This is a genomic window from Mitsuokella sp. UBA4253, assembly GCF_002395285.1.
Taxonomy (GTDB): Bacteria; Bacillota; Negativicutes; order Selenomonadales; family Selenomonadaceae; genus Mitsuokella; species Mitsuokella jalaludinii.
Window position 1 is genome coordinate 103,357 of the sequence record NZ_DGWR01000009.1, and the last position, 25,604, is coordinate 128,960.

At 58.0% G+C, this 25,604-nt stretch carries 24 protein-coding genes and 1 tRNA gene; 21 read left to right on the plus strand and 4 right to left on the minus strand.

Going from position 1 to position 25,604, the window contains the following annotated elements; genetic code table 11:
• Positions 1-56 precede the first annotated feature (56 nt).
• Both nrdD and B2X55_RS04715 read right to left on the minus strand, forming a co-directional pair.
• Positions 57-341, minus strand: coding sequence for an anaerobic ribonucleoside-triphosphate reductase (gene nrdD / locus B2X55_RS04710; RefSeq protein WP_036376309.1), 285 nt, complete (start codon positions 339-341; stop codon positions 57-59).
• 393 nt (positions 342-734) lie between these two features.
• Positions 735-1,760, minus strand: coding sequence for a mechanosensitive ion channel family protein (locus B2X55_RS04715; RefSeq protein ID WP_286821095.1), 1,026 nt, complete (start codon positions 1,758-1,760; stop codon positions 735-737).
• A 194-nt stretch (positions 1,761-1,954) separates the two neighbouring features.
• On the opposite strand from B2X55_RS04715, the gene B2X55_RS04720 reads away from it, so the two are divergent.
• Together B2X55_RS04720 and B2X55_RS04725 are read left to right on the plus strand one after the other, a co-directional pair.
• A complete protein-coding gene (locus B2X55_RS04720; protein WP_036376312.1) occupies positions 1,955-2,491 on the plus strand; it encodes a GNAT family N-acetyltransferase in 537 nt (178 codons plus the stop codon).
• An 80-nt stretch (positions 2,492-2,571) separates the two neighbouring features.
• Positions 2,572-3,117, plus strand: coding sequence for an alpha-glucosidase C-terminal domain-containing protein (locus B2X55_RS04725; RefSeq protein ID WP_286821076.1), 546 nt, complete (start codon positions 2,572-2,574; stop codon positions 3,115-3,117).
• A gap of 76 nt (positions 3,118-3,193) precedes the next feature.
• Here the strand turns inward: B2X55_RS04725 and B2X55_RS04730 are convergent, their stop codons facing one another.
• On the minus strand, positions 3,194-7,021 hold the full coding sequence (locus tag B2X55_RS04730) for an EAL domain-containing protein (RefSeq protein WP_286821077.1): 3,828 nt from the start codon (positions 7,019-7,021) through the stop codon (positions 3,194-3,196).
• 282 nt (positions 7,022-7,303) lie between these two features.
• Between B2X55_RS04730 and deoC the strand changes: the two genes are divergently transcribed.
• The 19 genes from deoC to B2X55_RS04825 all read left to right on the plus strand — a co-directional run bounded on the left by deoC (position 7,304) and on the right by B2X55_RS04825 (position 25,321).
• Entirely contained in the window at positions 7,304-7,957 is a 654-nt protein-coding gene (gene deoC, locus B2X55_RS04735) for a deoxyribose-phosphate aldolase (protein WP_286821078.1), read from the plus strand.
• Between the two features lie 58 nt (positions 7,958-8,015).
• On the plus strand, positions 8,016-9,194 hold the full coding sequence (locus B2X55_RS04740) for a phosphopentomutase (protein ID WP_286821079.1): 1,179 nt from the start codon (positions 8,016-8,018) through the stop codon (positions 9,192-9,194).
• Positions 9,195-9,263: 69 nt separating this feature from the next.
• Positions 9,264-10,586 carry a pyrimidine-nucleoside phosphorylase gene (locus B2X55_RS04745; protein ID WP_036376335.1) on the plus strand — a complete coding sequence of 441 codons (1,323 nt, stop codon included), beginning with the start codon at positions 9,264-9,266 and terminating at the stop codon, positions 10,584-10,586.
• Positions 10,587-10,606: 20 nt separating this feature from the next.
• Positions 10,607-10,993: a cytidine deaminase gene (locus tag B2X55_RS04750; RefSeq protein ID WP_036376337.1), complete on the plus strand. Its 387-nt coding sequence runs from the start codon at positions 10,607-10,609 to the stop codon at positions 10,991-10,993.
• Positions 10,994-11,078: 85 nt separating this feature from the next.
• The gene (locus tag B2X55_RS04755) at positions 11,079-12,278 is read left to right on the plus strand and encodes a NupC/NupG family nucleoside CNT transporter (RefSeq protein ID WP_036376339.1); all 1,200 of its coding nucleotides are present in this window, start codon (positions 11,079-11,081) and stop codon (positions 12,276-12,278) included.
• A 161-nt stretch (positions 12,279-12,439) separates the two neighbouring features.
• A tRNA-Ser gene (locus tag B2X55_RS04760) sits at positions 12,440-12,531 on the plus strand.
• 676 nt (positions 12,532-13,207) lie between these two features.
• Complete coding sequence (gene dnaX / locus B2X55_RS04765; protein WP_286821081.1) at positions 13,208-15,112, plus strand: DNA polymerase III subunit gamma/tau; 1,905 nt, start codon at positions 13,208-13,210, stop codon at positions 15,110-15,112.
• The gene (locus tag B2X55_RS04770; RefSeq protein WP_055161071.1) at positions 15,109-15,948 is read left to right on the plus strand and encodes a MurR/RpiR family transcriptional regulator; all 840 of its coding nucleotides are present in this window, start codon (positions 15,109-15,111) and stop codon (positions 15,946-15,948) included. The genes dnaX and B2X55_RS04770 overlap by 4 nt, the downstream gene beginning before the upstream one ends.
• Entirely contained in the window at positions 15,921-16,076 is a 156-nt protein-coding gene (locus B2X55_RS04775) for a hypothetical protein (protein ID WP_286821083.1), read from the plus strand. The genes B2X55_RS04770 and B2X55_RS04775 overlap by 28 nt, the downstream gene beginning before the upstream one ends.
• Before the next feature lie 78 nt (positions 16,077-16,154).
• Positions 16,155-17,504: a PTS sugar transporter subunit IIC gene (locus tag B2X55_RS04780; protein ID WP_286821084.1), complete on the plus strand. Its 1,350-nt coding sequence runs from the start codon at positions 16,155-16,157 to the stop codon at positions 17,502-17,504.
• Positions 17,505-17,609: 105 nt separating this feature from the next.
• Positions 17,610-19,094: a hypothetical protein gene (locus B2X55_RS04785; protein WP_055161077.1), complete on the plus strand. Its 1,485-nt coding sequence runs from the start codon at positions 17,610-17,612 to the stop codon at positions 19,092-19,094.
• Positions 19,095-19,174: 80 nt separating this feature from the next.
• The gene (locus B2X55_RS04790; RefSeq protein WP_036376349.1) at positions 19,175-19,477 is read left to right on the plus strand and encodes a PTS sugar transporter subunit IIB; all 303 of its coding nucleotides are present in this window, start codon (positions 19,175-19,177) and stop codon (positions 19,475-19,477) included.
• Between the two features lie 53 nt (positions 19,478-19,530).
• Entirely contained in the window at positions 19,531-19,857 is a 327-nt protein-coding gene (locus B2X55_RS04795) for a PTS lactose/cellobiose transporter subunit IIA (protein ID WP_055161080.1), read from the plus strand.
• A 21-nt stretch (positions 19,858-19,878) separates the two neighbouring features.
• Positions 19,879-21,294 (plus strand): 6-phospho-beta-glucosidase, encoded by a 1,416-nt coding sequence (locus B2X55_RS04800; protein ID WP_055161083.1) that lies wholly within the window; start codon positions 19,879-19,881, stop codon positions 21,292-21,294.
• A gap of 49 nt (positions 21,295-21,343) precedes the next feature.
• Positions 21,344-22,126, plus strand: coding sequence for a beta-glucanase (bglS, locus tag B2X55_RS04805; protein WP_055161086.1), 783 nt, complete (start codon positions 21,344-21,346; stop codon positions 22,124-22,126).
• Between the two features lie 10 nt (positions 22,127-22,136).
• On the plus strand, positions 22,137-23,927 hold the full coding sequence (locus B2X55_RS04810; RefSeq protein ID WP_286821086.1) for a glycoside hydrolase family 9 protein: 1,791 nt from the start codon (positions 22,137-22,139) through the stop codon (positions 23,925-23,927).
• Positions 23,928-24,147: 220 nt separating this feature from the next.
• Positions 24,148-24,483 carry a YbaB/EbfC family nucleoid-associated protein gene (locus B2X55_RS04815; protein WP_286821087.1) on the plus strand — a complete coding sequence of 112 codons (336 nt, stop codon included), beginning with the start codon at positions 24,148-24,150 and terminating at the stop codon, positions 24,481-24,483.
• Positions 24,483-25,079 carry a recombination mediator RecR gene (gene recR / locus B2X55_RS04820; RefSeq protein ID WP_036376362.1) on the plus strand — a complete coding sequence of 199 codons (597 nt, stop codon included), beginning with the start codon at positions 24,483-24,485 and terminating at the stop codon, positions 25,077-25,079. The genes B2X55_RS04815 and recR overlap by 1 nt, the downstream gene beginning before the upstream one ends.
• Positions 25,079-25,321, plus strand: coding sequence for a pro-sigmaK processing inhibitor BofA family protein (locus B2X55_RS04825; protein ID WP_036376365.1), 243 nt, complete (start codon positions 25,079-25,081; stop codon positions 25,319-25,321). Before recR ends, B2X55_RS04825 begins: the two co-directional genes overlap by 1 nt.
• A 61-nt stretch (positions 25,322-25,382) precedes the next feature.
• Here B2X55_RS04825 and B2X55_RS04830 read toward each other — a convergent pair.
• Positions 25,383-25,604, minus strand: a 222-nt coding sequence (locus tag B2X55_RS04830) for a hypothetical protein (protein WP_286821089.1), incomplete at its 5' end; no start/stop codon positions are given.

Here is a 25,604-nt window from a genome sequence, read left to right on the forward strand (position 1 = left end):
ATCCCAATAGAAAAGCCGCTGCCGGGGGGAGTGGCAGCGGCTCTTCCTTGCATCAATCAATGCAGGCCGTGCTTGACGCGATCGTGCTCTTCGGCGCGCTTGGCGTCATTCCAGCGGTCGATGGTGCCGACGAGGTAGCCCGTGATGCGGCGGATGCGCTCGAATTTCTGCGGCTGGAGCTCGTAGCGGATGTCGACCTGACCGTCCTTCGTGGCGGAGAGCTTCAGGCTGTTGACCTTTTCCTTCGTCTGAGCCTGAACATAATCGATATAATTGACGATCTCCTGCTCGGAGATATCGTTGAGTCCATTTACCGTGACATCAATGCCGTTTACTACCATCTGGGGTCACCAATCCTTCTCTGTATTGAATCCATCTTGCAATCTGTATGTTTAACCATCCCGAGAATCGTGTTTCGTCTCGAGGACTTGCGTCAATTATACAATATGTATTGCTGACACGTCAAGACACCCACTACATATAGTTTTCTGACAGTTCTACTTATCCACAAGGGGAAGTGATTTTTTATGCTATTAGTAAATATATATTCATCTTGACAAAATCCTGGGAAGGCATGCAGTCGCCTGATTCAAGGCGGGTATCGTGAAGATAGAAAAAGCGAATGAATAAAGATTCTCCATAATAAACTTATCCACAGAAAGCGATGGATAAATCCCAGGCTTTCTGTGGATAAACGGGAACAATATGTTGGGGCTGACTTATCCACAGCCCCTTTATCTTGTGGCGGGTTCCTCCGGCTGCAGGACCGTGCGCGTCGGATACGGAATCTCGATGCCTTCCTCGCGGTAGCGGCGTGTCAGGGCCTTGATGAATTCATGCTTGAGCAGGAACTGATGCTCGAAGTAGCTTGAGTGCAGCACGACATTGAAGTCGATGCTCGACTCGCCGAAGGTGTGGAAGCGGACGGCCGGCTCCATCTTGACATCCTTGTCGATCTGCGCCATGACTTCCTTGGCGACATCGAGCGTCACGCGCTCGACTTTGTCGAGGTCACTGTCGTAGGCGACGCCGACGGGAATGCTGATGACGATGTCCTTGCGCGGCATGCTGTAGTTCGTGATGTTCGACGAGGCAATCTTCTGGTTTGGTATGACAATCATGTTGCCGCCGCCGGCCGGCACGATTGTCGTAAAGCGCCAGGTGATGTCCGTGACGCGTCCTTCCTCACCCGTGCTGAGCTTGATGTAGTCGTCGAGGCGCAGCTGCTTCGAGAGGATCAGGTGCAGGCCCGAGAAGATATTCGCGAGCGTCTCCTGCAGCGCGAGGGCGACGGCCATACCACCGACACCCATGGCGGTGAGGATCGGGGCAATCGAGATGCCGTAGTACTGGAGCACGACGAGCACGCCCATCGCGTAGATGACGACGTTGAGGATCGTGTTGAGCAGAGTCGTTTTCGGCAGCTTCTGCTGGGAGTTCTCGATGTGCAGCGAGATGAAGCCGTTGATCGTGCGGGCTGCGACGCGCGTGATCGAGAGGATGATGACGGTGAAGAGGATGTAGGAAAAGAGGCGCGTCAGCGGCTCGATGATGTTGATCGTGTTGACGATCCAGTAAAGGCCGACGACGAGGCAGAGCGAGACGGGAACGCCGCGCAGCGCGTTGATGAAGATGTAGAACCACGAGTTCTCGTCGATGTTCAGGTGATTCTCGATACGGCGGTTGATGAGCTTGTTGAGCATGATGCCGACCGTCAGCGATGCTGCGAGGATGCAGATCGGGATGAAGAGCATCTCCATCAGGTGTGTCCAGTCAATCCAGGACAGCCAATCATAAGACAAGAAAATAACCTCCTTTAGAATAAAGGCACATCGGATTTGACAAATGGCCTTGCAGTACAAAGTATTTCTATTATACTATAGCTGTGGGAAAAGAAAAGTATAAAATCACGAGATGCAGTGATGCGTCACTTGTATAAAAAGGAGTGTTTTTCATGGCAGAAATCCTGCACAAAGGCAAGCGCCTGCAGATCCGCAAGGCGACAATGGATGACCTCGACTTCATCCTGAAGCTCGAATACGACCCGGAGAACCTCAAGTTCATCGTGCCGTTCGACCGCGATGTCCACACGAAGATCATTGAAGAGGGCAAGGCGTCGATGGACGTCATCGTCGAGGAGATCGAGACGAAGGAGCCGGTCGGTTACCTGCTCATCAACGGGCTGACGACGCCTGCCAAGGAGCTCGAGTGGACGCATGTCATCATCGCAAAGAAGGGCATGGGCTACGGCCACGAGGCGATGAAGCTCCTCAAGGCATGGGGCTTCGATGACCTCAAGTTCCACCGCGCGTGGCTCGACTGCAAGGACTACAATGCGCGCGCGCTGCACCTCTACGAGTCGGAGGGCTTGCAGCGCGAGGGCCTGATCCGCGAGACGATCCTGACGAACGGCGTCTACGAGAACCTCGTGATCCTCGGTATCCTCGACCGTGAATACCAGGAGCGTAAGGCAAAGGGCCTCGAGCTCTGATATCGAGAAGCGAAAAAAGACAGCGGGCCGGAGCTCATCTGAGCGTCCCGGCCCGCTGTCTTTTTTCACGATGACGTGCGATGGCGTGTAGCCGTATCCTCGAAGCAGAAGCGCTCTGGATGATGGCGCGAGACGGTGTACTCCAATACCACGACATCCTGCGTGCCTCTGGCCGTTCGGAGGAGGAGACGATGAAGATCATCGGGGCGCGCTCGCGCGACAACGGACGCACGCCGATGCAGTGGACGGCAGGCGAGTCGGCCGGCTTCACCACAGGCACGCCGTGGCTTGGCGTCAATCACAACCACGCTGCCATCAATGTCGAGGCAGAGCGCGAGGACGATGACTCCATCCTCGCGTTCTACCGCAGGCTCATCGCGCTGCGCAAGGAGCACCGCATCATTGCGGAGGGGTCCATTCGCTTCCTCGAGCGGGAGAACGACGATGTCATTGCCTATGAGCGCGCACTCGGCAGTGAGCGCCTGCTCGTCCTTTGCAATTTCCGCGCATCGGACATCGCGATGCCGGAGCTGCACGCAGCTGGCGAGAAGCTCATCGGCAATTATCCGGGCATGGCCGCTCGTCTGCGACCCTATGAAGTCGTTGCCCTGCGCTGGGTCGAATGAACCCGATGATTATCCTGCAATAAAAAATCAGCTCCAGGTCATGGAGCTGATTTTTTATTGCCGCAACATAGGCAGATCAGTCGTCTTCGCGGCACATATGCTTCTTTTTCTTGTCCCGGTACATCTTCTCATCCGCTTCGTGGATGATGGCGTCGAGGTCGCTGAAGGGGGCGAGGCAGAGGACGTAGCCGATGGCGGCGCTGCAGTGGTGTATGCGCATGCTCTGCTCGATGCGGCCGATGATGATGATGGCCTCTTCATCGCTGCGACAGGGCATGAGCGCGAGGAATTCGTCGCCGCCGAGCCGGAAGACATGGTCTTTTTGAGCGATGTCTGCAAGGACGTAGGCAATCGTCTGGATCAGGAGGTCGCCGCGCGCGTGGCCGAAGGTGTCGTTCATCTTCTTGAGGCCGTTGACATCGATGAAGAAGATGGCGTACATGCTTCCCGGATGCAGGCGATTGGCGATGAAGTCCGTCAGGGCGCGGCGATTGCCGACGCCCGTGAGCTGGTCGATCGTGCTGATCGCGTGCAGCTTCTTGATGTTGTCGCGGTTGCGCATCATGATGGAGGTGACGCGCAGGATGGTGTGCAGCGGCTTGGCGATGGTCGTGAAGCGGTCTTTGGCCGGATTGATGATGGCGATGTAGCCGAGCGAGCGGTGCTCAATCATGAGCTGGCCGATGGCGTAGCGCTGCCACTCCCCCTGGTGGAGGGCCTGAATCTCGGGGTGGCGCTTCTCAAACGCTGCGGCATTGTCGATGAGCAGGACGGAACTGTTGTGGAATGCGTTGTAGAACGCTTTGTTCTCGAGAATGGTGACGTGCTGCAGGCGCTCGCGCAGCGGTGAGCCGTCATCTGGATGCCATTCGTACGTGCAGCTCAGGTGGAAGCCGTCGGATTCCTCTTCCATCAGGATGACATGCGTGGCCTCGAGCATGCGACCGAGTTTTTCCATCATGCGCAGGATGCCGGTGTTCGGATCTTCTTCCTGTATGGCGAGGCTCGTGATGTCGTTGATGGAGATGGTATCCTTCTTTGTCAGTCTGCCATTCGTGTGGATGTCAATCATGTGGTCGACATCAAGGCTGTCGGAGAAGATACAGCTGCGATTCTCCCAGGAGATCAGCGTGTTCCAGATGAGGTAGTCCTTGCTGGTGCGCATGGAGTGGAATTGGCGGAAATGGAAGCGGTCACGGCGCAGCTTGTCCTTCGGGCAGGTGCTGCACGGCGCGGATAAGCCCGCAATCAGCCGGTAGCATTTCTGTCCGGCGTACTGGCAGTCGGGCGGCTGTTGGCTGTGCAGGAGCTGGGCGGGGTTGGCGTAGAGGAGGTCGTACGTCTCCGGGTCTGCGATGTAGATGAGACGGTTGGTGTGGTCGAATTTCTCGAGGTCAAAGGGAATCTGATCGTGGATCATGCCCGTGACGCCGAACGACGGCATGTAGTCGAGACAGCGCGAGGAGAGGATCTGGAGGAATTCATCGGAACTGCGGGCCTCGGAGCCGGACTCGAGGGCGTAGCGCACCGAGAAGTGACAGGTGAAGCCCTCAATCTCTGTGATGGTGGTGAGCTCCGCCTGGATCTGCTCGATGAAGGTGCGCATGGTGCCGACGGTTTGCCCCTTGAGGAACAGCACGAAGACACCGCTGCCCGTATGAGCGATGACCGTGGTTGCTGGCATGGTCTTTTTGATGATGGCGCAGATGCACTTCATCGCTGCGTGCCGAATGGAATCGCCGTAGAGCTTGGCAAATGAGGCAAACTCCGGCACGACAAACATGGCGCCGACATAGCCGACCTTGTTTTGGCGCAGATTGTCGGCGAATTCGACACTCGCGAGAATCATGCCGCGATAGTTGTAGAAGTCGGTCTCCTCATCGATGAGGTAGAGCTTGCGCTGCAGCTGGTGGTAGCTGCGCTCTTCCTCGACATCGCGGAATTCGCCGAGGAGTCCGACAATCTCGGTTCCCTGATAGATGGGATATTTCGAGAACGAGATGGCGTGCTGGCGGCCGCGTGCGATGCAGCGGCCGTGGCCGTTGTGGATGGGCTCGCCCTTCTGCAGGACGGTCATTTCGCCCTGGTCCATGTAGGTGTCGGAGAGGTGCCAGCCGAGGTCGCGGTCGGACTTGCCGATGAGTTCATTGATGTTCTGGATGTCGTAGTAGCGCAGGAAAGCCGGGCTTGCGCCGCAAAAGTGGCCATCTTTGTCCTTCCAGAAGAGCTTGCGGCTCGAGAACTGCGTCAACGTCCGCCAGAGGGCGGCATCCGTGATCTGGCGCTCCGGGTCCTCCGGTAATGTCGTGAAGCCGTAGGAGGCCATGACCGTGTTGATGAGCCTGTCGCGGTCTGTCAGTTCCTCGAAGACAAAGTCGCGCAGGCAGAGCAGCTGGCAGGGATGATCGTTATACTGGAATGACGTGAGGCTGAAATTGGTCCAATGGAAGCTGCCATTTGGCACCTTGACGCGGAAGAGGTCAAACTTTGTCGAGGCAAGAGGTATCTGATTCCCTTGTGCAAGGCCGTGGATGTACTGCAGGAAGCGCCGCTGGTCATCCTGGTGGATGTGCAGTCTGGCAAACCGCATGAACGCGGTCATGATGCCCTGCAGATGGCTGCCCGCCCTCTTTGATGAGACACTCGCTGTGATGATCTCGATGCGGTTCTGCTGGTTGTCGATGAGATAGATGTCGTGGTAGAACTGCATGAGGTGGCGCACGATGTGGTCGTACTCTTCGCCCGTGGATGATTCCTGTCCCTGCTGCAGGAATTGCAGCTCCGCACGGTGGATGTAGAAGCCGTTCGTGCCGGCGATGTTGTGCAGTTTGAGGTAGAAGTAGCGGCCGTTGCTGATGAAAAGCTCCGTCTCCATCTGATGGCTGCGGATCGTCGCATCGGCCAGAGCGCGCAGTCTCACATGGATGATCTGCGGCAATTCGAGCAGGATCTTGTTTGCATCCTGGAGACTGTCAAAATGGCTGAGGCGCAGCATCTTCTGGTAGCTTGCGTTGGCGGTGAGGATATGCAGATGGTTCCCGTCGTCTGAGAATAAGGCGGTAGGCGTGTCGGTCACAAGGTTTGTCAGGCCTGCCCGGTGGAAGATTTGCTGCTCGAGCCGCGTTTCGAAGCGGTACGGCTTCGAAAGCGCACCCTCTTCCAGAGGGCGCGCCATCGTGCGGCAGATCGGCCCCTGCATCTTCTCGCAGCCGATGCGGCGCAGGAAGTCAGCCTGCTCTTCAGTCCGGACGCCTTCGGCGGCCGTGTGGATACCGAGTGCCTTGGCCATGAGCAGGATGGATGTCAGCAGCTGTCGTGTCGCCTCTGTAAAATTATCGAAGAAGATGCCATCGAGACTGATCTCATCGATGGCGCTGCGCTGCAGCGCGGCAAGCGAGGAATGGCCCTCGCCGAAGTTGTCGAGCGTGACGCTGTAGCCTTCTTGACGCAGATGTGATATGGCCTGCGCGATGATGGCCTCATCCTCGACAAAGGCCGTCTCTGTGATCTCGATCTGCAGATAAGCGTGCGGCACCTGGTACTTCTCGGTCAGGTGATTGAGGACCCCGGCAGGGTCTGATACGAGAAAGTCGCGCCGTGACAGATTGAGTATGACCGGCACAATCGGCAGGTCCTGTCGTCGGCGGGTGTGAAGATTCTGTACAGTCGCCTTGGCGACAAAGTAATCGAGCAGGTGAATCCTGTTCTGTGCTTCGAGCACGCGCACAAAATCCTGCGGGGGAATGTCCCCGTGCTGTGCATCATGCCAGCGTGCCAGCGCTTCAACGGCGCAGATCTTGCCCGTTAAGGCACGTAAGACAGGCTCGTAGCAGACGGTGATGCAGCCGCTGCGCAGAGCCTCTTTGAAATGACTCGCAATGTAGTCGAGTATGGTGTTGTCCAATGTTGTGTACCCCTTCCCCGATATAGGTATCACGTTCTAGCTATTATTTTATACCATTATATCATTTTTCGGGGGGTGAGAACAATTTGCTCTATCTTTTTAGGACGAGATTTTTTCGGCAGGGCCATCTTTTAAGACAGATGTCCTTTCTATTTCGTTTGGTATTGATTACAATAGAAACAAGAACAAGCGATAGCTTGACAGAAGAAATCTGATGATTGTAAACAGAGTGAACAGAACGTCAGAGTTTATGCATTGACCTGATGATTAGGAGGATTTATCATGAAAGCAGAAGAGATCCTGGCACATGTAGACCACACGCTCCTGAAGCAGACGGCGACCTGGGCCGATATCCAGCGCATCTGCGATGAGGCGGTGAAGTACCACACGGCGACGGTCATGGTGCCGTCGGCTTATGTGCCGCGCATCGTGGCCAAGTACGGCGATGCGCTGAAGGTCGCGACGGTCGTCGGCTTCCCAAACGGCAACTGCAATACGGCAGCCAAGATTGCAGAGACGGCACAGGCGCTCGCGGACGGCGCGCAGGAGATCGACATGGTCATCAACATCGGCATGCTCAAGGCGGGCGAGACGGACTATGTGACGGACGAGATCCGCGCACTCAAGAAGCTCTGCGGTGCGCGCGTTTTAAAGGTCATCGTCGAGACTTGCTTCCTGACGGAAGATGAGATGGTCGCGGCCTGCCACTGCGTGACGGAAGGCGGCGCGGACTTCATCAAGACGTCGACGGGCTTCGGCTCGGCAGGAGCAAAGCTCTCGGATATCGAATGCTTCAAGAAGCACATCGGCCCGAAGGTGCAGATGAAGGCTGCGGGCGGCATCCACACGCGCGAGGAGATGGAAGCGTTCCTCGAAGCGGGCTGCACGCGCCTCGGTGCCAGTGCGGCAGTCAGCGTCCTCAAGGACGAGCTCTGATCGGATCGATTGCAGGGTCATCTAGCTTATCGGATTGACATAGAAAGGAATGACAGACATGCAGGCATTCAAGCGCGCATTCATCATTGTTCTCGACAGCTTCGGCATCGGCGCGGAGCCAGACGCAAAGGAATTCGGCGACGGCGACTGCAATACGCTGCGCTCCATCTCCTCATCGAAGGAGTATGATACGCCGAACATGAAAAAAATCGGCCTCTTCAATATCGACGGTGTCGGCTGCGGCACGCCGGAGGCCCAGCCGATCGGCGCCTTTGCCCGCCTGCGCGAGCTCTCGCGCGGCAAGGATACGACGACGGGCCACTGGGAGATTGCGGGTATCGTCTCGGAGCGCCCGATGCCGACGTATCCGGACGGCTTCCCGCCGGAAGTCATCGCTGAGCTTGAGAAGGCATTCGGCCGCAAGATCATCTGCAACAAGCCGTATTCGGGCACGCAGGTCATCCACGATTACGGCCGCGAGCAGAAGGAGACGGGAGCGCTCATTGTCTACACATCGGCTGACAGCGTGCTGCAGATTGCGGCGCACGAGGATGACGTGCCGGTCGAGCAGCTCTACGACTACTGCCGCATGGCGCGCAAGATCATGCAGGGTGAGCACGGCGTCGGCCGCATCATCGCGCGCCCGTACGTCGGCGAATATCCGAATTACACGCGCACGCCGCGCCGCCATGACTTCTCGCTCGACCCGACGGGGGACACGATGATGGATGCGCTCGCGCGCAAGGGACTCGCGACGATCGGCGTCGGCAAGATCTCCGATATCTTCGCGGGCCGCAGCATCAGCCGCACGCTCGGCATCAACAAGAACAACGAGGACGGCATGGAGAAGACACTGACGCTCATGGATGAGGATTTCACGGGGCTCGCGTTTGTCAACCTCGTTGACTTCGACATGCAGTACGGTCATCGCCGCAATATCGACGGCTACGCGAAGGCAGCGACCGTCTTTGACCGCCAGCTCGGCGAATTCATGGCGAAGATGAAGGACGACGACATCCTCATGATCACGGCGGATCACGGCTGCGATCCGGGCGCTCCGGGCACGGATCACACGCGCGAGTACGTGCCGCTCCTGATGTACGGCAAGCACGTCAAGGCGGGACTCAATCTCGGCACGTATCCGACGTTTGCGATGATCGGTGCGACAATCTCGGACATGTTCGGTGCAGACCTCTACACGAAGGGCGAGAGCCTGCTGCCGCGCATCATCGGATGATACACACCTCCCTTCGGGGAGGTGTAGAGGGGAATAAATCAAAATATATCGAATAAGGGGAATATTATTATGCGCATGTACGATCTGATCACGAAGAAGAAGCACGGAGAAGTCCTGACGGACGCTGAAATCACCTATATGATCGACGGGTATGTCAAGGGGGATATCCCCGACTACCAGATGTCGGCAATGCTCATGGCCATCTGGTTCCAGGGCATGACGGATCACGAGATCACGGAGCTCACGAAGGTCATGGCCAAGTCTGGCGACATGATTGACCTCTCGGCCATCGCGGGCAAGAAGGTCGACAAGCACTCGACGGGCGGTGTCGGCGACAAGACGACGCTGATCTGCGCGCCGATTGTCGCGGCCTGCGGTGGTAAGGTCGCCAAGATGAGCGGCCGCGGCCTCGGCCACACGGGCGGCACAGTCGACAAGCTCGAGTCGATTCCGGGCTACCAGACGGCGCTCTCGCGCGAGAAGTTCTTCGACACGGTCAACAAGTGCGGCGTCAGCGTCATCGGACAGTCGGGCAACCTCGCGCCGGCCGACAAGAAGCTCTACGCGCTGCGCGATGTCACGGCGACGGTCGACTGCATCCCGCTGATTGCCTCGTCGATCATGAGCAAGAAGCTCGCCGCCGGCTCCGACTGCATCCTGCTCGATGTCAAGACGGGCAGTGGTGCCTTCATGAAGACGCTCGATGACTCCATCAAGCTCGCGCAGACGATGGTCGCCATCGGCGAGCTCGCCGGCCGCCGCACGGTCGCCCTGATCACCGACATGGACACGCCGCTCGGCTACGGCATCGGCAACAGCATCGAGGTCATGGAGTCGATGGACGTCCTCAAGGGCAAGGGCCCAGCTGACCTGCGCGAGGTATCGCTGCAGCTCGCCGCCAACATGCTCTATCTCGTCGGCAAGGGCACGCCGGAGGAATGCCGCGCGATGGCTGAGCAGTCGATTGCTGACGGCAGTGCCTTCGAGACGTTCTGCACGATGGTCCGCGCCCAGGGCGGCGACGACAGCGTCCTGCGCGACTACACGAAGTTCCAGCAGGCACCGTACCGCGCCGAGATCAAGGCTGAGCGTTCGGGCTTCATCACGAAGATGAACGCCGAGGAGATCGGCGAGACGTCCGTCGTGCTCGGCGCTGGCCGCGAGACGAAGGAGAGCGATATCGACTTCTCGGCAGGCCTCATCCTGCACAAGAAGTACGGCGACGAAGTCAAGGAAGGCGACACGCTCGTCACACTCTACACCTCGAAGGAGTCGGCTCTCGCTGACGCCGAGAAGATGTACCGCGATGCCATCGCCATCGGCGACGTCCAGCCCGCAAAAGAGCCGCTCGTCTATGCGCGCGTCGAGAAAGACAAAGTCGAGAAGTATTGATACGGAAAGAGGGAAGAGAAATGACGGATCAGGAACTCATCGAAGTGGCGAAAGCCTATCGCGAGCGCGCCTATGCGGCCTACTCGCACTTCAAGGTCGGTGCAGCCGTGCTGACGAAAGACGGCAAGGTCTTCGGCGGCTGCAACATCGAGAACGCCAGCTATCCCGTCACGAACTGCGCGGAGCGTACGGCCATCTTCAAGGCCGTCTCCGAGGGATACCGGGAGTTCGCGGCCATCGCGATCGTCGCCGACACGCCGGGCCCGTGCTCACCGTGCGGCATGTGCCGCCAGGCCATCAGCGAATTCAAGATCCCGCGCATCATCATGGCAAACCTCAAGGGAGCCGTGCAGGTGGCGACACTCGCGGAAATCCTCCCGTTTGCCTTTACGGATAATGACCTCTGATATATAATGGAAAAGTCGGTCACGTGTCTCTTTTTGGTCGGTGGCCGCGACGATCTCATTTCAGCAAAAGAATAGGAGAGACTTTATGTATTTCGTCATCAATCTCATCGGCGTGCTGGTCTTCCTAGCCGTCGGCGTGCTTCTCTCAAAGAAGCGCAAGGACATCCACTGGCGCGGCGTCGGCTCGCTGCTCGCGCTCAACGTCTTCATCGCCTGGTTCCTGACCTCCTTCCCGATTGGCCGCGACATCGTCCAGGGCGCAGCCGCAGGCTTCACCTGGCTCGTCAGCGTCGCCTACGAGGGCATTGCCTTTGCCTTCCCGGACTGGGTTCACGTGCCGCAGATGAACTTCTTCACCTCGGCCCTGTTGCCGATCCTCCTCGTCGTGCCGCTCTTCGATATCCTGACGTACATCGGCCTGCTGCCATTTGTCATCAAGTGGATCGGCAAGGCACTGGCCTTCCTCACGCACGAACCGAAGTTTGAGTCCTTCTTCGCCATCGAGATGATGTTCCTCGGCAACACGGAGGCCCTGGCTGTCTCGAGCCTCCAGCTCAAGCGCATGAAGGCAGACCGCTGCCTGACGCTCGCCATGATGTCCATGAGCTGCGTCACGGCCGCCCTGATCGGCGTCTACACGAAGATGATGCCGGCCGAGTTCATCCTGACGGCAGTGCCCTTGAACGTCATCAATGCGCTGATCGTCACGAACTTGCTGCATCCGGTCAAGATCACAGAGGAAGAGGATACCGTCGCCCGTCTCGATGACGGCGGCAAGGAGCGCGAGCCGTTCTTCTCGTTCCTCGGCAACTCCATTCTCGGCGCCGGCAAGCTGGTGCTGATCATCTGCGCGAATGTCATCGCGTTTGTCGCACTCGCGAAGCTCATCGATATGCTGCTCGTGCTGATCCATCCGGCCATCACGCTCGAGAACATCCTCGGCTGCATCATGTTCCCGTTTGCCTGGCTGCTCGGCCTCGATTCGACGGAAGCCTTCGCGATGGCCCAGTACATGGGCACGAAGCTCGTCACGAATGAGTTTGTCGTCATGCTCAGCGTACAGGATCTCCTGAGCACCTACAGCCGCCACATGCAGGGCGTGCTGACCGTATTCATCACGTCGTTTGCCAACTTCTCGACGCTTGGCATGATCATCGGCTGCTTCAAGGGCCTCGTTGACGACAACAAGAACGACCTGATCTCCCGCAACGTCGGCTACATGCTGCTCTCGGGTATCCTCGTCTCCTTGCTGTCCGCCGGCCTCGCTGGCCTCTTCATCTGGTAATACAAAGAATCTCCGCAGATTGTTCTGCGGAGATTTTTCTGTGAAAAAATAAAAAAGGGTGTTGACAGGATAAGTTTGAGATGGTAAGATATATATCGTTGCAGGCGGCAATCACGCGGCAGGGCAACAAAACTGAATAGCTTCTTATAGTAGAGCATTGTGGAGAGTTGTCCGAGTGGTTGAAGGAGCACGCCTGGAAAGCGTGTATACGGGGAAACCTGTATCGAGAGTTCGAATCTCTCACTCTCCGCCATTTTTATATCCTTTTTCAGGTCGGGCCGCAGTGCCTGGGTCTTGCGCAATGGAGCCTCGTGAACCACGTCAGGTCCGGAAGGAAGCAGCGTTAAGCGAATCGTTCCATGTGCCGCGAGGTCGCCTGGGAACTGCGGTTCGACGTGGAAAAGGATGGAGAGCAGCCAGAAACGGCTGCTTTTTTACTATATTAAGATCAAGTTCGATGAAGGGAGGCGCCGATGGAGGAGGCCGCCGGGGATGGCTGACCAACGCTCCGCGGTGACGCGCTGCTAAACAGATTTTTTGCCTTTCAATGCATCCTTCCGAAAGAGCTGAACGCACTTCGTTTGAACGACGCTCTTTCGAAAGGATTTTCGTGGGCAAAAAAATCCGTTCTTTACGCAGCGCGTCAAAGCTCCTCTTATGGTCATCCATCCCCGGCGGCCCGAGCAGTGCTGCTGTATGCTCATCGGTGCTCGGCCTTGAGCCATGGAAGGGTATCCATAAGTGGAGCTTCAGCCTGCTGCGCGGAACGTTGGATACCCTTCCATGGCGGCTCGTTTGAAGAGAAGAAGATTCGGTAAACATCGCGCGAAGCGTTGGTCAGCCGTCCCCAGCCGTCTCCAGCTGGGCCTCAGACCTGCGATGTCTGCGAAATAGATTGTGGGAACTATTAAGAGAGGAGAGGGATTGCGATGGCGTATATTGCGCTGTATCGGAAGTGGAGGCCGCAGACGTTCAAGGACCTCGTGGGGCAGGAACATATCAGCCGGACGCTGGCAAATGCCATCACGAGCGGCCACATCGGCCATGCGTATCTCTTTGCCGGCCCGCGCGGCACGGGCAAGACGAGTACGGCGAAGATCCTTGCGAAGGCGCTCAACTGCGAGCACGGGCCGACACCGGATCCCTGCGGGAAGTGCGAGCAGTGCCGCAAGATCACAGAGGGCTCTTCGATGGACGTCTTCGAGATCGATGCGGCATCCAACCGCGGCATCGACGAGATCCGCGATCTGCGAGAGACGGTCAAGTTCGCGCCGGTCGACGGCCGCTATAAGGTCTACATCATCGATGAGGTCCACATGCTGACGACGGAGGCGTTCAATGCGCTCCTCAAGACGCTCGAGGAGCCGCCCGCGCACGTCGTCTTTATCCTCGCGACAACAGAAGCTCATAAAGTGCCGCCGACAATCCAGTCGCGCTGCCAGCGCTACGACTTCAAGCGCATCACTGTCGGGGAGATCGAGAGCCGCCTGCGCTACATTGCCAAGGAGATGAAGATGGAGGCTGAGGATGAGGCACTCTCTATGATTGCCATCCAGGCTGACGGCGGCATGCGCGATGCGCTCTCCATCCTCGACCAGTGCGCAGCGCTTGCAGACGGCACCATTACAGCGGAGCGCGTGCGCCAGATCCTTGGCCTCGTCGGCCACGACTGGATCTACAAGATGACGAAGGCGCTCGCCGCACGCAATGTGCAGGATGTTTTGCAGATTCTCGCGGAGCTCCTGCGTGACGGCAAGGACCTCAAGCAGGTCCTCTCTGAGCTCTCGCTGCACCTGCGCAGCCTCATGATCTTCCAGGCAACCGGCACCGTCGAGGCGATGGATCTCTATGCAGAACCGCAGGATGTCCTGCAGGAACAGAGCAAACTCTTTGACGCTGCTGTCCTGCCGCGCATGATTGCGCGCCTGCACGAGGCGATGACGGAGATGAAGTGGTCGCCACAGCCGCGCATCACTGTCGAGGTCGCGCTGATGGAACTCTGTCGGCCTGAGCTCGCCTCGCAGGGAGAGAGAGAGGAGCAGCCAGCAGGCCAGGTGCAGCAGGCCGTCGCGCGCAATCCTGCCGACGAGGCGCGCATCGCCAAGCTCGAGGCCGCGCTCGCCGAGGTCACAGCCCTGCTCAAGCAGGCGACAGCAGGCGCGGGGCGCGTCCAGCCTGCCTCAGCGGCTCCTGCTGCGAGCATGCCATCTACGGTGCCGCCTGCCATGTCGGCCGCCGCTCCGGCAGCGGCAGCCGTGGCCGAGGAACCCGCCTCTGTTGACGAAGCAGGGCTCCAGGTCTGGAACAAGCTCTTCCAGGCGCTTCGCGACCAGCACAAGGCGCCAATACTCGCCTGCATCCAGAATGCCCGCTTCATGGGGCTGACGGCCAGCCAGTTCCACATGCGCATGCAGAGCGGCCTCATGGCCTCGCTCGTCATGCGCAATTACCGCAAGACCATCGAGCGCATCCTGCAGGAACTCACGGGTCGCGAACTGCGCCTCGTCTGCTCGGGTGAAGATGCGCCGATGAGGACGCCGCCGCGCCCGCGCCCTGCCGCCGTGCCGAAGCCAGAGCCAAAGCGCGAGATGGCAGCGAAGAAGCCTGAGCCTGCCGCCATCCTCGAGGAAGTCGCGCCCGACGAACGCGCTTCACTCAAGAAAGCCTTTGACGTATTCGGTGCCAATGTTGTCGGCGTGGACGGCATGGCGATGGTTGACGTGCCGCAGGAAGACGCACCAATACCAGACGATGGTGCCGACATCTACGGGGACGGTGCCATCCCCCTGCCAGAAGACAGCGACGTACCACTGCCGACGGAGGAAGACGAATGAACCTCATCAAGGAATTGCAAGAGAAAAAAGGATTTTCCGATTCAGAGCGGACGATTGCCGATTACCTGTTGAAGCACTCCCGCCTGCTGCCGAGCATGACGACGCGCCAGCTGGCCCAGAAGACGTACACGAGCTCTGCTGCCATCGTGCGCTTCTGCCAGAAGCTCGGCTTTGGCGGCTACACGGAGTTCCGCGTCGAGTTCCTCGCGCAGATGATCCAGTACATCGAGAGTCCGTGTGGCATGGAGCTTTCCATGACGGACCGCGATTCCGTCCACTCCATCCTCGAGAAGGTCACGCGCCTCGAGATCGACGCCATGCAGGAGACGTATCGCATGCTGGACCCCGCCGACTTCGTCCGGGCCTTCGCCATCCTGTCGAAGACCGCGCACATCGATTTCTACGCGATGGACAACAACCTCGACATCGCGAACATGGCGGCTTCCGGCTTCATCATGGCCAACAAGTGCTCGACGGTGCACCCTGCCATGACGATGCAGTACTTGCAGGCGACGGGTGCGCCCAAGGACCACGTCGGCTTCCTGATCAGCCGCACGGGCGAGAACCGCATGCTCATCGACATCGCGCGCCTGCTGAAGATGCGCGGTAACCCCATCCTGCTGATCACGGGCAAGAAGGACTCGACGCTCGGCTCGCTCGCCGATGTCGCCTTCCCCGTGGCCTCCGTCAAGACGATGGAGGAGCTCGGCCCGCGCGTCTTCCTCATGGGCGCCAAGTACGTCATGGATGTCCTGTTCGCCGTGCTCATGACGCGTGTCGACTTCCACAATGCGCAGGAGAAGGAGTCGTGGCTCAGCCAGCACTTCCATTATTGAGTATCGGTGAATATGAAACAGCGTTTCACGACGCTGTTTTTTTTATGCTCTTTTCTGGAACCTCGTTTCCTATTGATTCCGATTTATTGAACGCGATTGTGGCAGATGGTATAGTGAAGACACAGTGAGGAACGGGGAATGGAACCCCGGTTCCTGAAGAAAGATAGAGAAAGATAGAGAGGATATCAAAGGAAAGAGGAGAGAACATGAGTAAACAAGAGATTTTCGATAAGTTTATCGAAATCATGGGGGAGTTCGCTCAGATCCGCGCTGTAGCAGCTCTTCGTGATGGCTTCATCATGACGACGCCATTCACCATCTGTGGTTCGGTATTCCTGCTGCTGGCCAACCTGCCAGTCCCGGGATACGCCGACTTCATGGCGTCGATTTTCGGGACAGACTGGACGGCGCCGCTGAACGCCGTCGCAGGTGGCACGTTCAGTGTGCTGGCACTCATCGTCGTATTGTCCATCACCTACAAGTTCGTCGAGAATGAAGGCTGCGATGCCATGATGGCCGCCATCCTCGCACTGTCGACCTTCCTTATCCTGATGCCGCCGACAATCCTGACGAAGGGCGGCGAGACAGTCAGCGACATCATCCCGAAGGCATGGGCGGGCAGCAACGGCGTCATCACCGCCATCTTCGTTTCTTTCTTCGTCTCCTACATCTTCTGCTACTGCGAGAAGAACCACATCGGCATCAAGATGCCGGATGCCGTCCCGCAGGGCGTCGCGAAAGCATTCACGGCACTCGTACCGGGCATGATCTTCTTCACGAGCGTATCCGTCCTCTATGGCCTCTGCCATTACATCGGCGCGACGACGCTGCCGGAACTCATCTTTAAGGTCATCCAGACGCCGCTGCAGGGCTTGTCCGATTCGCTCGCAGGCGGCACGATCATCGTCGGCCTCCAGAGTATCCTGTTCTGGGCCGGTATCCACGGCCCGAACGTCGTCGGCGGCGTCGTGAGCCCGCTGCTCATCGCCAACTCGCTCGATAACCAGCACCTCCTTGACATGGGCATGTCCCTCGTCAACAATCCGCAGGCTAAGATCTTCACGACGCAGATCAATGATGTATTCGTCAAGAGCGGCGGCTGCGGCCTGACGCTCGGCCTCCTGATCTCCGGCATCTTCACGGCCAAGTCCGACCAGCTCAAGTCCCTGATGAAGATGGCCTTTGTACCGGGCCTCTTCAACATCAATGAGCCGATCATCTTCGGCCTGCCAATCGTATTCAATCCGTACCTGCTCGTACCGTTCATCATCGTCCCGCTCATCGCGATGTTCATCACATACGGTGCCATCGCCTCGGGCTTCATGGCTCCGCTCAGCGCAGTCCAGGTCCCGTGGACGACACCGCCGATCATCGCAGGCTTCCTGCTCGACGGCTGGCAGGGCGCTGTCATCCAGATCATCAACCTCGTCATCGCGACGGTTATCTACTTCCCGTTCCTCAAAGCACAGGACCGTGCTTTCCTCAAAGAGGAGATGGCCGATGCCGCTGCAGAGAAAGAGAATCAGGGAAGGGCAGAATCTGCCATCAATCCGTGAGCCATCGCTGCGTTGCGGCTGGGGAATGCGCTGCAGCGCAGCGCTGAGAACAAGAGAAATCATGAAGAGAGAATAGAGAATTTGAAGGAAAGAGGATGTTCTGCAATGAATCAGAAAAAGACAACAGCACTTCTGCTTGGACTTACCATGAGCCTGACGGGCACGGCCTTCGCCGCCCCGACTGACCAGGCCCAGGACATCGACAGCCGCATCGCTGCGCTCGAGCAGCAGCAGAGTAATCTGGAGAAAGAGATCAAGGAGCTCCGCCACCAGAACAGCCAGCTCAAGAATCAGACGCGCAGCCAGAAGAAGCAGCTGAGCGGCCTGAGCAAGAGCGTCAAGAGCGAGCTCGACCGCGTCCATATTTCCGGCTTCGGCCGCGTCAGCTGGGATAACGACAACATCAAGGGCTACACTGACCGCAACGACAACCGCCGCTTCTACCTCGACCTCAAGGGCAAGTTCAAGGTCAATGACGACTGGAACTTCAACTTCGAGAGCGAGACAAACCCGCGCTACGCGAATTATGTCATGGCCGATGGCACACTCAAATCCCACAATGGCCATGACGATGAAGATGGTGTCATCCAGCGCGTCTGGGCGGAAGGCAAGACGGGCGTCGTCAACTACGACATCGGCCGCAGATGGCGCGGTCTTGGCTTCCAGAATATCCTGCTCGGCAACGAGACGGATGGTGCCGTCATCAGCACGGCCATCCCGAAATCGAAACTAACGGCCAATGCCTTCTACCTCACGCCGACGGACAAAGGCTATGACTTCAGCGTCTACGGTGCTGGCGTCCAGGGCCAGGTCGGCCACGGCTTGCAGATCAGTGCGGCAATCGCCAAGCTGAACATCGGCAAGCATGAGTCGATGGGTCAGAACGTCTACGATACGACGAAGACCTTCAAGGTCGAGGGCACAGATGTTACCATCAAAGACCTCAGCGGTACGATTAAAGGCGGCGGAGATTTTAAATGGTGGGGCAAGGTCCCGGGAGATGAACAGTATGGCGCGTTCAACAGCGATTCTGGATTCTCTATCTATTACACACCCGGTTTGAGCGGAAAAGTCGATGCAAGTGGCACCTACACGGTCACGGAGACGCCGTCGGAATATCGGAATACGGCCGGCAGCCTCGGCTTTGTCCTCAGTGCGATGTGGAACCCCATGAAGAACATCTTCCTGATCGGTGACTATGCGCGCACGAATGGCCAGGATTATACGGTCGGCGAGTGGGGCGCAAATGGCTACACGGAGACGAAGTACGACAAGCACGATTGCACGGCACTTCGCCTCAACTACCGCTGGTCCAACATCAACGACCCGGGTTCCTTCCAGCTCTACGCGCGCTGGTACAATTACGCGCGCAACATCAACAACCTCGTCGGCATCTTCGGCGACAAGGAGTGGGGCGCTCTGCAGCCGGGCTCGAAGGGCTGGATCCTCGGCTTCAAGTACGTGCCGGCCAAGAACATCGAGTGGGAGACGTTCTATGAGATGGCAACAGCACAGAACACGCTGTACGGCCACAAGAACGAGACGTACCACCGCAACTTCGTCCGCACGATGGTCGACTATCACTTCTGATAAACGATATCCAAGCGATATGCTTTGCCGCTATCACTTTTACTGACATCATGATTGTATCTAGAAAGGGAGTTTTTACCATGAAAAAGATTGTACTGTTATGCGCTTCGGGAATGTCCACGAGCATGCTCGTCAAGAAGATGCAGGAAGCTGCCAAGGCCGATGGCTATGAGTGCTCCATCGATGCGTTCTCCGCTTCGGAGGCCGCTACGAAGGCTGCTGACGCCGATGTCGTCCTGCTCGGACCCCAGATCCGCTTCCAGAAGAATAAGATCGCTGCGCAGATCCCGAATGTTCCGGTCGATGCGATTGACATGCGCATGTACGGCCGCATGGATGGCAAAGGTGCTCTCGCCCTTGCCCGCAAGCTCATGAACGACTGATTGCAGTTCAGACGAAGCAGTTATTTCATTTATTTCAGAGAAGGGGTATTGACATGGAAGGATTAGAGCTCACGGCATTCCAGATCATCTCGTCCGTCGGCACGGCGCGCAGCTGCTACATCGAGGCCATCCAGGCCGCGAAGAAGAGCGACTACGAAGAGGCCGAGAAGCTGATCAAGGAAGGCGACGAGGCTTTCATTGAAGGGCATGACGCTCATGCAGGCCTGCTGCAGAAGGAGGCCTCTGGCGAGGGCAACACGGTCAATCTGCTGATCCTGCACGCAGAAGATCAGCTCATGAGTGCAGAGGCGTTCAAGACGATTGCCCTCGAGTTCATCGATGCCTACAAGCGCATCGAGGCACTCGAGAAAAAAGCCTGAGTCAGGCAGGGAGGTTTTATCATGCCATTTCCAAAGGGATTTTTATGGGGCGGCGCCGTCGCTGCCCATCAGCTCGAAGGCGGCTGGAAAGAGGGCGGCAAGGGCATAAGCGTTGCCGACGTCATGACGGTCGGCGGCCCGGGGAAGCCGCGTGAGATCACGGACGGCGTCCTGCCGGGCAAGGTCTATCCGAATCACGATGCCATCGACTTCTACCATCGCTACAAAGAGGACATTGCGCTGCTTGCTGAGATGGGCTTCAAGTGCTTCCGCACGAGTATTGCCTGGACGCGCATCTTCCCGAACGGCGACGAGACGGAGCCGAATGAAGAGGGCCTGAAGTTCTACGACGATCTCTTCGACACGATGCATGCCTACGGCATGGAGCCGGTCATCACGCTCTCGCACTTCGAGATGCCGTACCACCTCGTCACGGAGTACGGCGGCTGGCGCAACCGCAAGCTCGTCGACTTCTTCGTGCGCTTCGCCGTCACGGTCTTCAAGCGCTACAAGGACAAGGTCAAGTACTGGATGACGTTCAACGAGATCAACAACCAGCGCGACGTCGACACGCCGTTCACGGCCTTCACGAATTCCGGCGTGCTCTATCAGCCGGGTGAGGACCGCCACGAGGTGCTCTATCAGGTCGCCCACCATGAGTTCCTCGCTTCGGCAAAAGCCGTCATCGAGGGCCACAAGATCAACCCGGACTTCCAGATTGGCTGCATGATGGCGATGTCGCCTGTCTATCCTGAGACGTGCAAGCCGATGGATCAGATTGCAGCGCTCAAGGAAATGGATAAGACCTTCTATTTCGCGGACGTCCAGTGCCGCGGCCATTATCCTTCCTACATTCTCAAGGAGTGGGAGAACAAGGGCTACCACATCAAGATGGAGCCCGATGATCTCGCTGTCCTCGAACAGGGCTGCGTCGACTACTTCGCTCTGTCGTACTACATGAGCTTCGTCCGCGCCTACGACGAGCAGACGGATTCCTTCAAGGAAGTCCCGAACCCGTTCGTCAAGGCATCGGACTGGGGCTGGCAGATCGACCCGGTCGGCCTGCGCTACATGCTCGACGTACTCGCTGAGCGCTACGAGCTGCCGATGATGATCGTCGAGAACGGCATCGGCCTGCACGAGCAGCCGGATGAGACGGGCCTCGTCCAGGACGATGAGCGCATCAATTACTTCGCCGCGCACATCGCCGAGATGAAGAAGGCCATCGAGCTTGATGGTGTGACGCTCATGGGCTACTGCCCGTGGGGACCGATTGACCTCGTTTCGGCCAGCACAGGCGAGATGGAGAAGCGCTACGGCTTCATCTACGTCGACAAGAACAACAAGGGCGAGGGCACGCTTTCGCGCAAGCCCAAGAAGTCCTTCTACTGGTACAAGAAGGTCATCGCCTCGAATGGCGAGGACCTCGCGCACTGACCTGCACGGCAGGCAATGCGTGAATGAGAAAGATTCAGGAGGAATAGATATGGATATCCGCAAGAAAGCAATCGCTGCCGCCGTGCTCCTGGCTTGCGCAGCACCGCTCTCCGTCTCGATGGATTTTGCAGCGCCGGCGACGGCCTATGCGACGCCGGCAACGGAGACGCAGGCAAGTGACGCCTTTGCCGTTGACTTCAAGAAGGGTCAGCCCGCTATCTTCGAGCCGTCTGACGGCTGGACGAACGGTGATCCGTTCAATGTATTCTGGCACAAGGACAACGTCACGTTCGAAGACGGCACGATGCAGCTGACGATTGACTACGATTCCTCGCAGGACAAGGTCCCGTATTCGGGCGGCGAGTTCCGCAGCAAGAAGACGTACGGCTACGGCCGCTACGAGGTCAGCATGAAGGCCATCAAGAATGACGGCTGCGTCTCCTCGTTCTTCACTTACACAGGCCCGTATGACGGCGATCCGTGGGATGAGATCGACTTCGAGGTCCTCGGCAAGGATACCTCCAAGGTCCAGCTCAACTACTTCCGCAATGGCGTCGGCGGCCACGAGAAGATGATCGACCTCGGCTTCGATGCGTCGGATGACTTCCACACGTACGCCTTTGAATGGCATAAGGACAAGATCATCTGGTTCGTCGACGGCAAGGAAGTCTTCCGCCGCGAGGGTGCAAACCTGCCGTGCACGAAGGGCAAGATCATGATGAATGCATGGTGCGGCAAGGGTGTTGACACATGGCTGAAGCCGTTCAATGACGAGAACCTCCCGCTGACGGCTGAGTATCAGTGGGTCAAGTACACTCCGTTTGCGGAATGAGGTGACAGCGATGATGGTGAGCAGGAAACTCCGCTGGCTCGTGCTCAGCGGGATCCTTCTCGGCACTTGCGGCCTCCCAGGATTCAGCGAGGCCGCCGATGTCGGCATGCACGTCGATCAGGTCGGCTACCTGAATGGCTACAGCAAGACGGCCATGGTCACCGATACGGGCGACACGGATTTCTCGCTCGTCGATGCGAAGACGGGCCAGACGGTCTACGAGGGCAAGCTCTCCGCTGCCAAGAAGGACGCGATGTCAGAAGAGACGCTGCGCAAGGCGGACTTCAGTTCCTTCAACAAGGAGGGTACCTACAAGCTGCGCGTCGGCTCGCGCGAGTCGTACGACTTCGAGATCGGCGACAATGTCTACGCCGTGCCGGCCGTCGAGACGTGGCGCTCGTACACGCTCTCGCGCAGCAATACGCCGATCGACGACCCTGTGACGGGCCTCAAGGTCAAAGAGGGCCATGCGCAGGACCGCCAGGCACAGGTCTACTTCACGGACAAGCTCAACAAGAAGGGTGACCGCCTCGATGTCAGCGGCGGCTGGTATGATGCCGGCGACTACGGCAAGTACGTGACGACGGCTGCCATCAGCAGCGCAGAGCTCCTGCTGGCCTATGAAGCAAACCCCTCGCACTTCACGCGCGGCCAGCTCTTCTTCCCGAAGGGCACGCAGGAAGAGACAAAGCTCCCCGATGCGCTCCAGGAAGTCCAGTTCGAGCTCGACTGGATGCGCAAGATGCAGCGCAAGGACGGCAGCATGTTCCACAAGGTTGCAGGCCTGGCGTGGCCGGGCTTTGACAAGTCGCCGGATACTGACACGCAGGAGCGCTACATCTTCGGCAGCTGCACGTCGAGCGCTGCGATGAGCGGCGCCAGCTTTGCCATCGCCTCGCGCATCTACGCGCCGTTTGACAAGGCGTATGGCGAGACAATGCGCAAGAGCGCAGAGCGCATCTGGGGCTACCTCGCCAAGACGAAGAACCCCATCTACCGCGTCGACGAAGGCCAGGAGAGTGGCTCGGGCCCGTACAACAAGAGCACGGACATCGAGGAGCGCATCTGGCTCGCCGCAGAGCTCTTCCGCACGACGGGCGACAAGAAGTACGAGAAGTACCTCCAGTCCGTCGCGGACCGCTTCACGCAGAAGCCGAGCTTCTTCACCTGGGACAACACGCTGGCACTCGGCCAGTTCGCTTACCTCAAGGCGCAGAATGCCAACCCTGCCCTGCAGGCAAAGGTCAAGGCAGCCTTTCTCGGCTACGCCGATGACATCACCAGGAAGATCGAGTCCGACGGCTTTGGCTGTGCGCTCGCAAAGGACGAGTACACCTGGGCCAGCACGAAGAACGCGCTGACGCAGGGCGACATCCTGCTCATGGCCAACCAGATCCAGCCGAACGCGGCTTACGTAGAGGGCGCTCTCTCCCAGCTCCACTACCTCTTCGGCCGCAATTCGCTCGACAAGAGCTTCGCGACTGGCATGGGCGACAATTCGCCGGAGCATCCGCACAACCGCATCCACGAAAGCACGGGCGCCTATGTCCCGGGCCTCATCGTCGGCGGTCCGAATGCGGTCGCGGGCGGCGATCCTGACCAGACGGCCTACCTCAAGAGCGGCCATATCCCTGTGGCCAAGTCGTACCTCGATGTCCTGACGTCGTGGTCGACGAATGAGTACGCCATCGACTACACGGGCACCGCAGCCTATGCGCTCTCGTACTTCGCCAAACCGAAGGCGATGAACATCGATATGCTGAAGCTAAAGCGCAGCTACCCTCCTATCACGAAGAAATGAGTATCCCCCCGCGATGCTCTTTCTTGTATAAATTCCCTTTTTAAATGTGATGTCTCAAAAGACAGGACGAGCTATCCCGATTTCCCCTCGGGATAGCTTTTTCCTGTCTTTTGGGGCAGGGGAGTCCGTTTTGAGTTGACGGACGCACGTTAATTTGATAGTCTAATCTAGAGAATAATCAAGATGCATGCAGATCGCATGAGAACGAGAGGTGTAATCTATGTTTGGTGGAATGGGCAACATGGGCAACATGGCCGACATGATGAAGAAAGTCCAGAAGATGCAGAACGAGATGAAGAAGATGCAGGACGAGCTCAAGCGCAAGACCGTCGACGTCACGGCTGGCGGCGGCGCTGTCAAGATCGTCATGAACGGTGAGAAGCAGGTTCAGTCCCTGACGATCGACCCGGCTGCTGTCGACCCAGAAGATGTCGAGATGCTGCAGGATCTCATCTCGGCTGCCTTCAATGAGGCGACGAAGAAAGTCGACGAGATGATGGCGTCGGAGATGGGCAAGCTGACGAGCGGCCTCGGTCTGCCGCCGGGACTGCTCTGATGCAGTACATTGCACCCTTGGCAAATTTAATCGAGCACTTTCGCGCACTGCCGGGCATTGGCCAGAAGACGGCAGTGCGTCTTGCTTATCACGTGCTCGACATGGACCCTGCGCAGGCGAGGTCGCTGGCCGCGGCCATCGTCGATGCCAAGGAGAAGATCGGCTACTGCAATACCTGCTTCAACCTCAGTGACCAGAATCCCTGTGCCATCTGCGGCTCGGATGAGCGCGACCACTCCGTCATCTGCGTCGTCGAGCAGCCGCAGGACGTCGCGGCGATGGAGCGCATGCGCGACTACCAGGGCGTCTATCACGTCCTGCACGGGGCGTTGTCACCCTTAGAGGGTGTCGGACCGTCCGACATCCGCATCAAGGAACTCCTGGGCCGCCTGCAGGACGATACGGTCAAAGAGGTCATCATGGCGACAAATCCGAACGTCGAAGGGGAGGCGACGGCCATGTACATCGCCAAGCTCCTGAAGCCGCTCGGCATCAAGGTCACGCGCATCGCGCACGGCCTGCCAATCGGCGGCGACTTGGAGTACGCCGATGAGGTGACGCTCGCGAAGGCCATGGAGAATCGGAGGGAAATCTGATGTTTGAGTTCATAACGGCATTTGCCATCGGCCTGGTGGTGCTTTGCCTCGTCGGCAAAGTTGTCTCCCTGCCGCTTCATCTCGTCTGGAAGCTGATCACGAACAGCATTGTCGGCGCCATCCTGCTCTGGTTTGTCAAGCTCGTGGCCGTCAAGGTGCAGATCACCTTCCTGAGCGCGCTCGTCGCCGGCTTCTTCGGCGTGCCGGGCGTCATCGCTGTGCTGCTCTACACATATCTCTGATTGCTCGAGAGCGCGCAGCGAGCGGAGAAATGAGGGATTCAACAGCTTTTTGCATTTTTTTTCAAAAAAGCTGTTGACAACTCGTCCGCCATCCTGTAATATAGTACAAGTCGCTGAGCGATACGGCACCGGCAAGAGCCCAGAAGCCTTGACTGGCAAGGGATTGCAGGGGCCGAAAGAACTTGAAAAAAGAAAGAAAAAACTTCTTGACAAGCTCCGCTCGATGCGATAAGATATAAAAGTCGCTTGAAGCAAAGCGCTTCGAAAGACAGAGTTGTTCTTT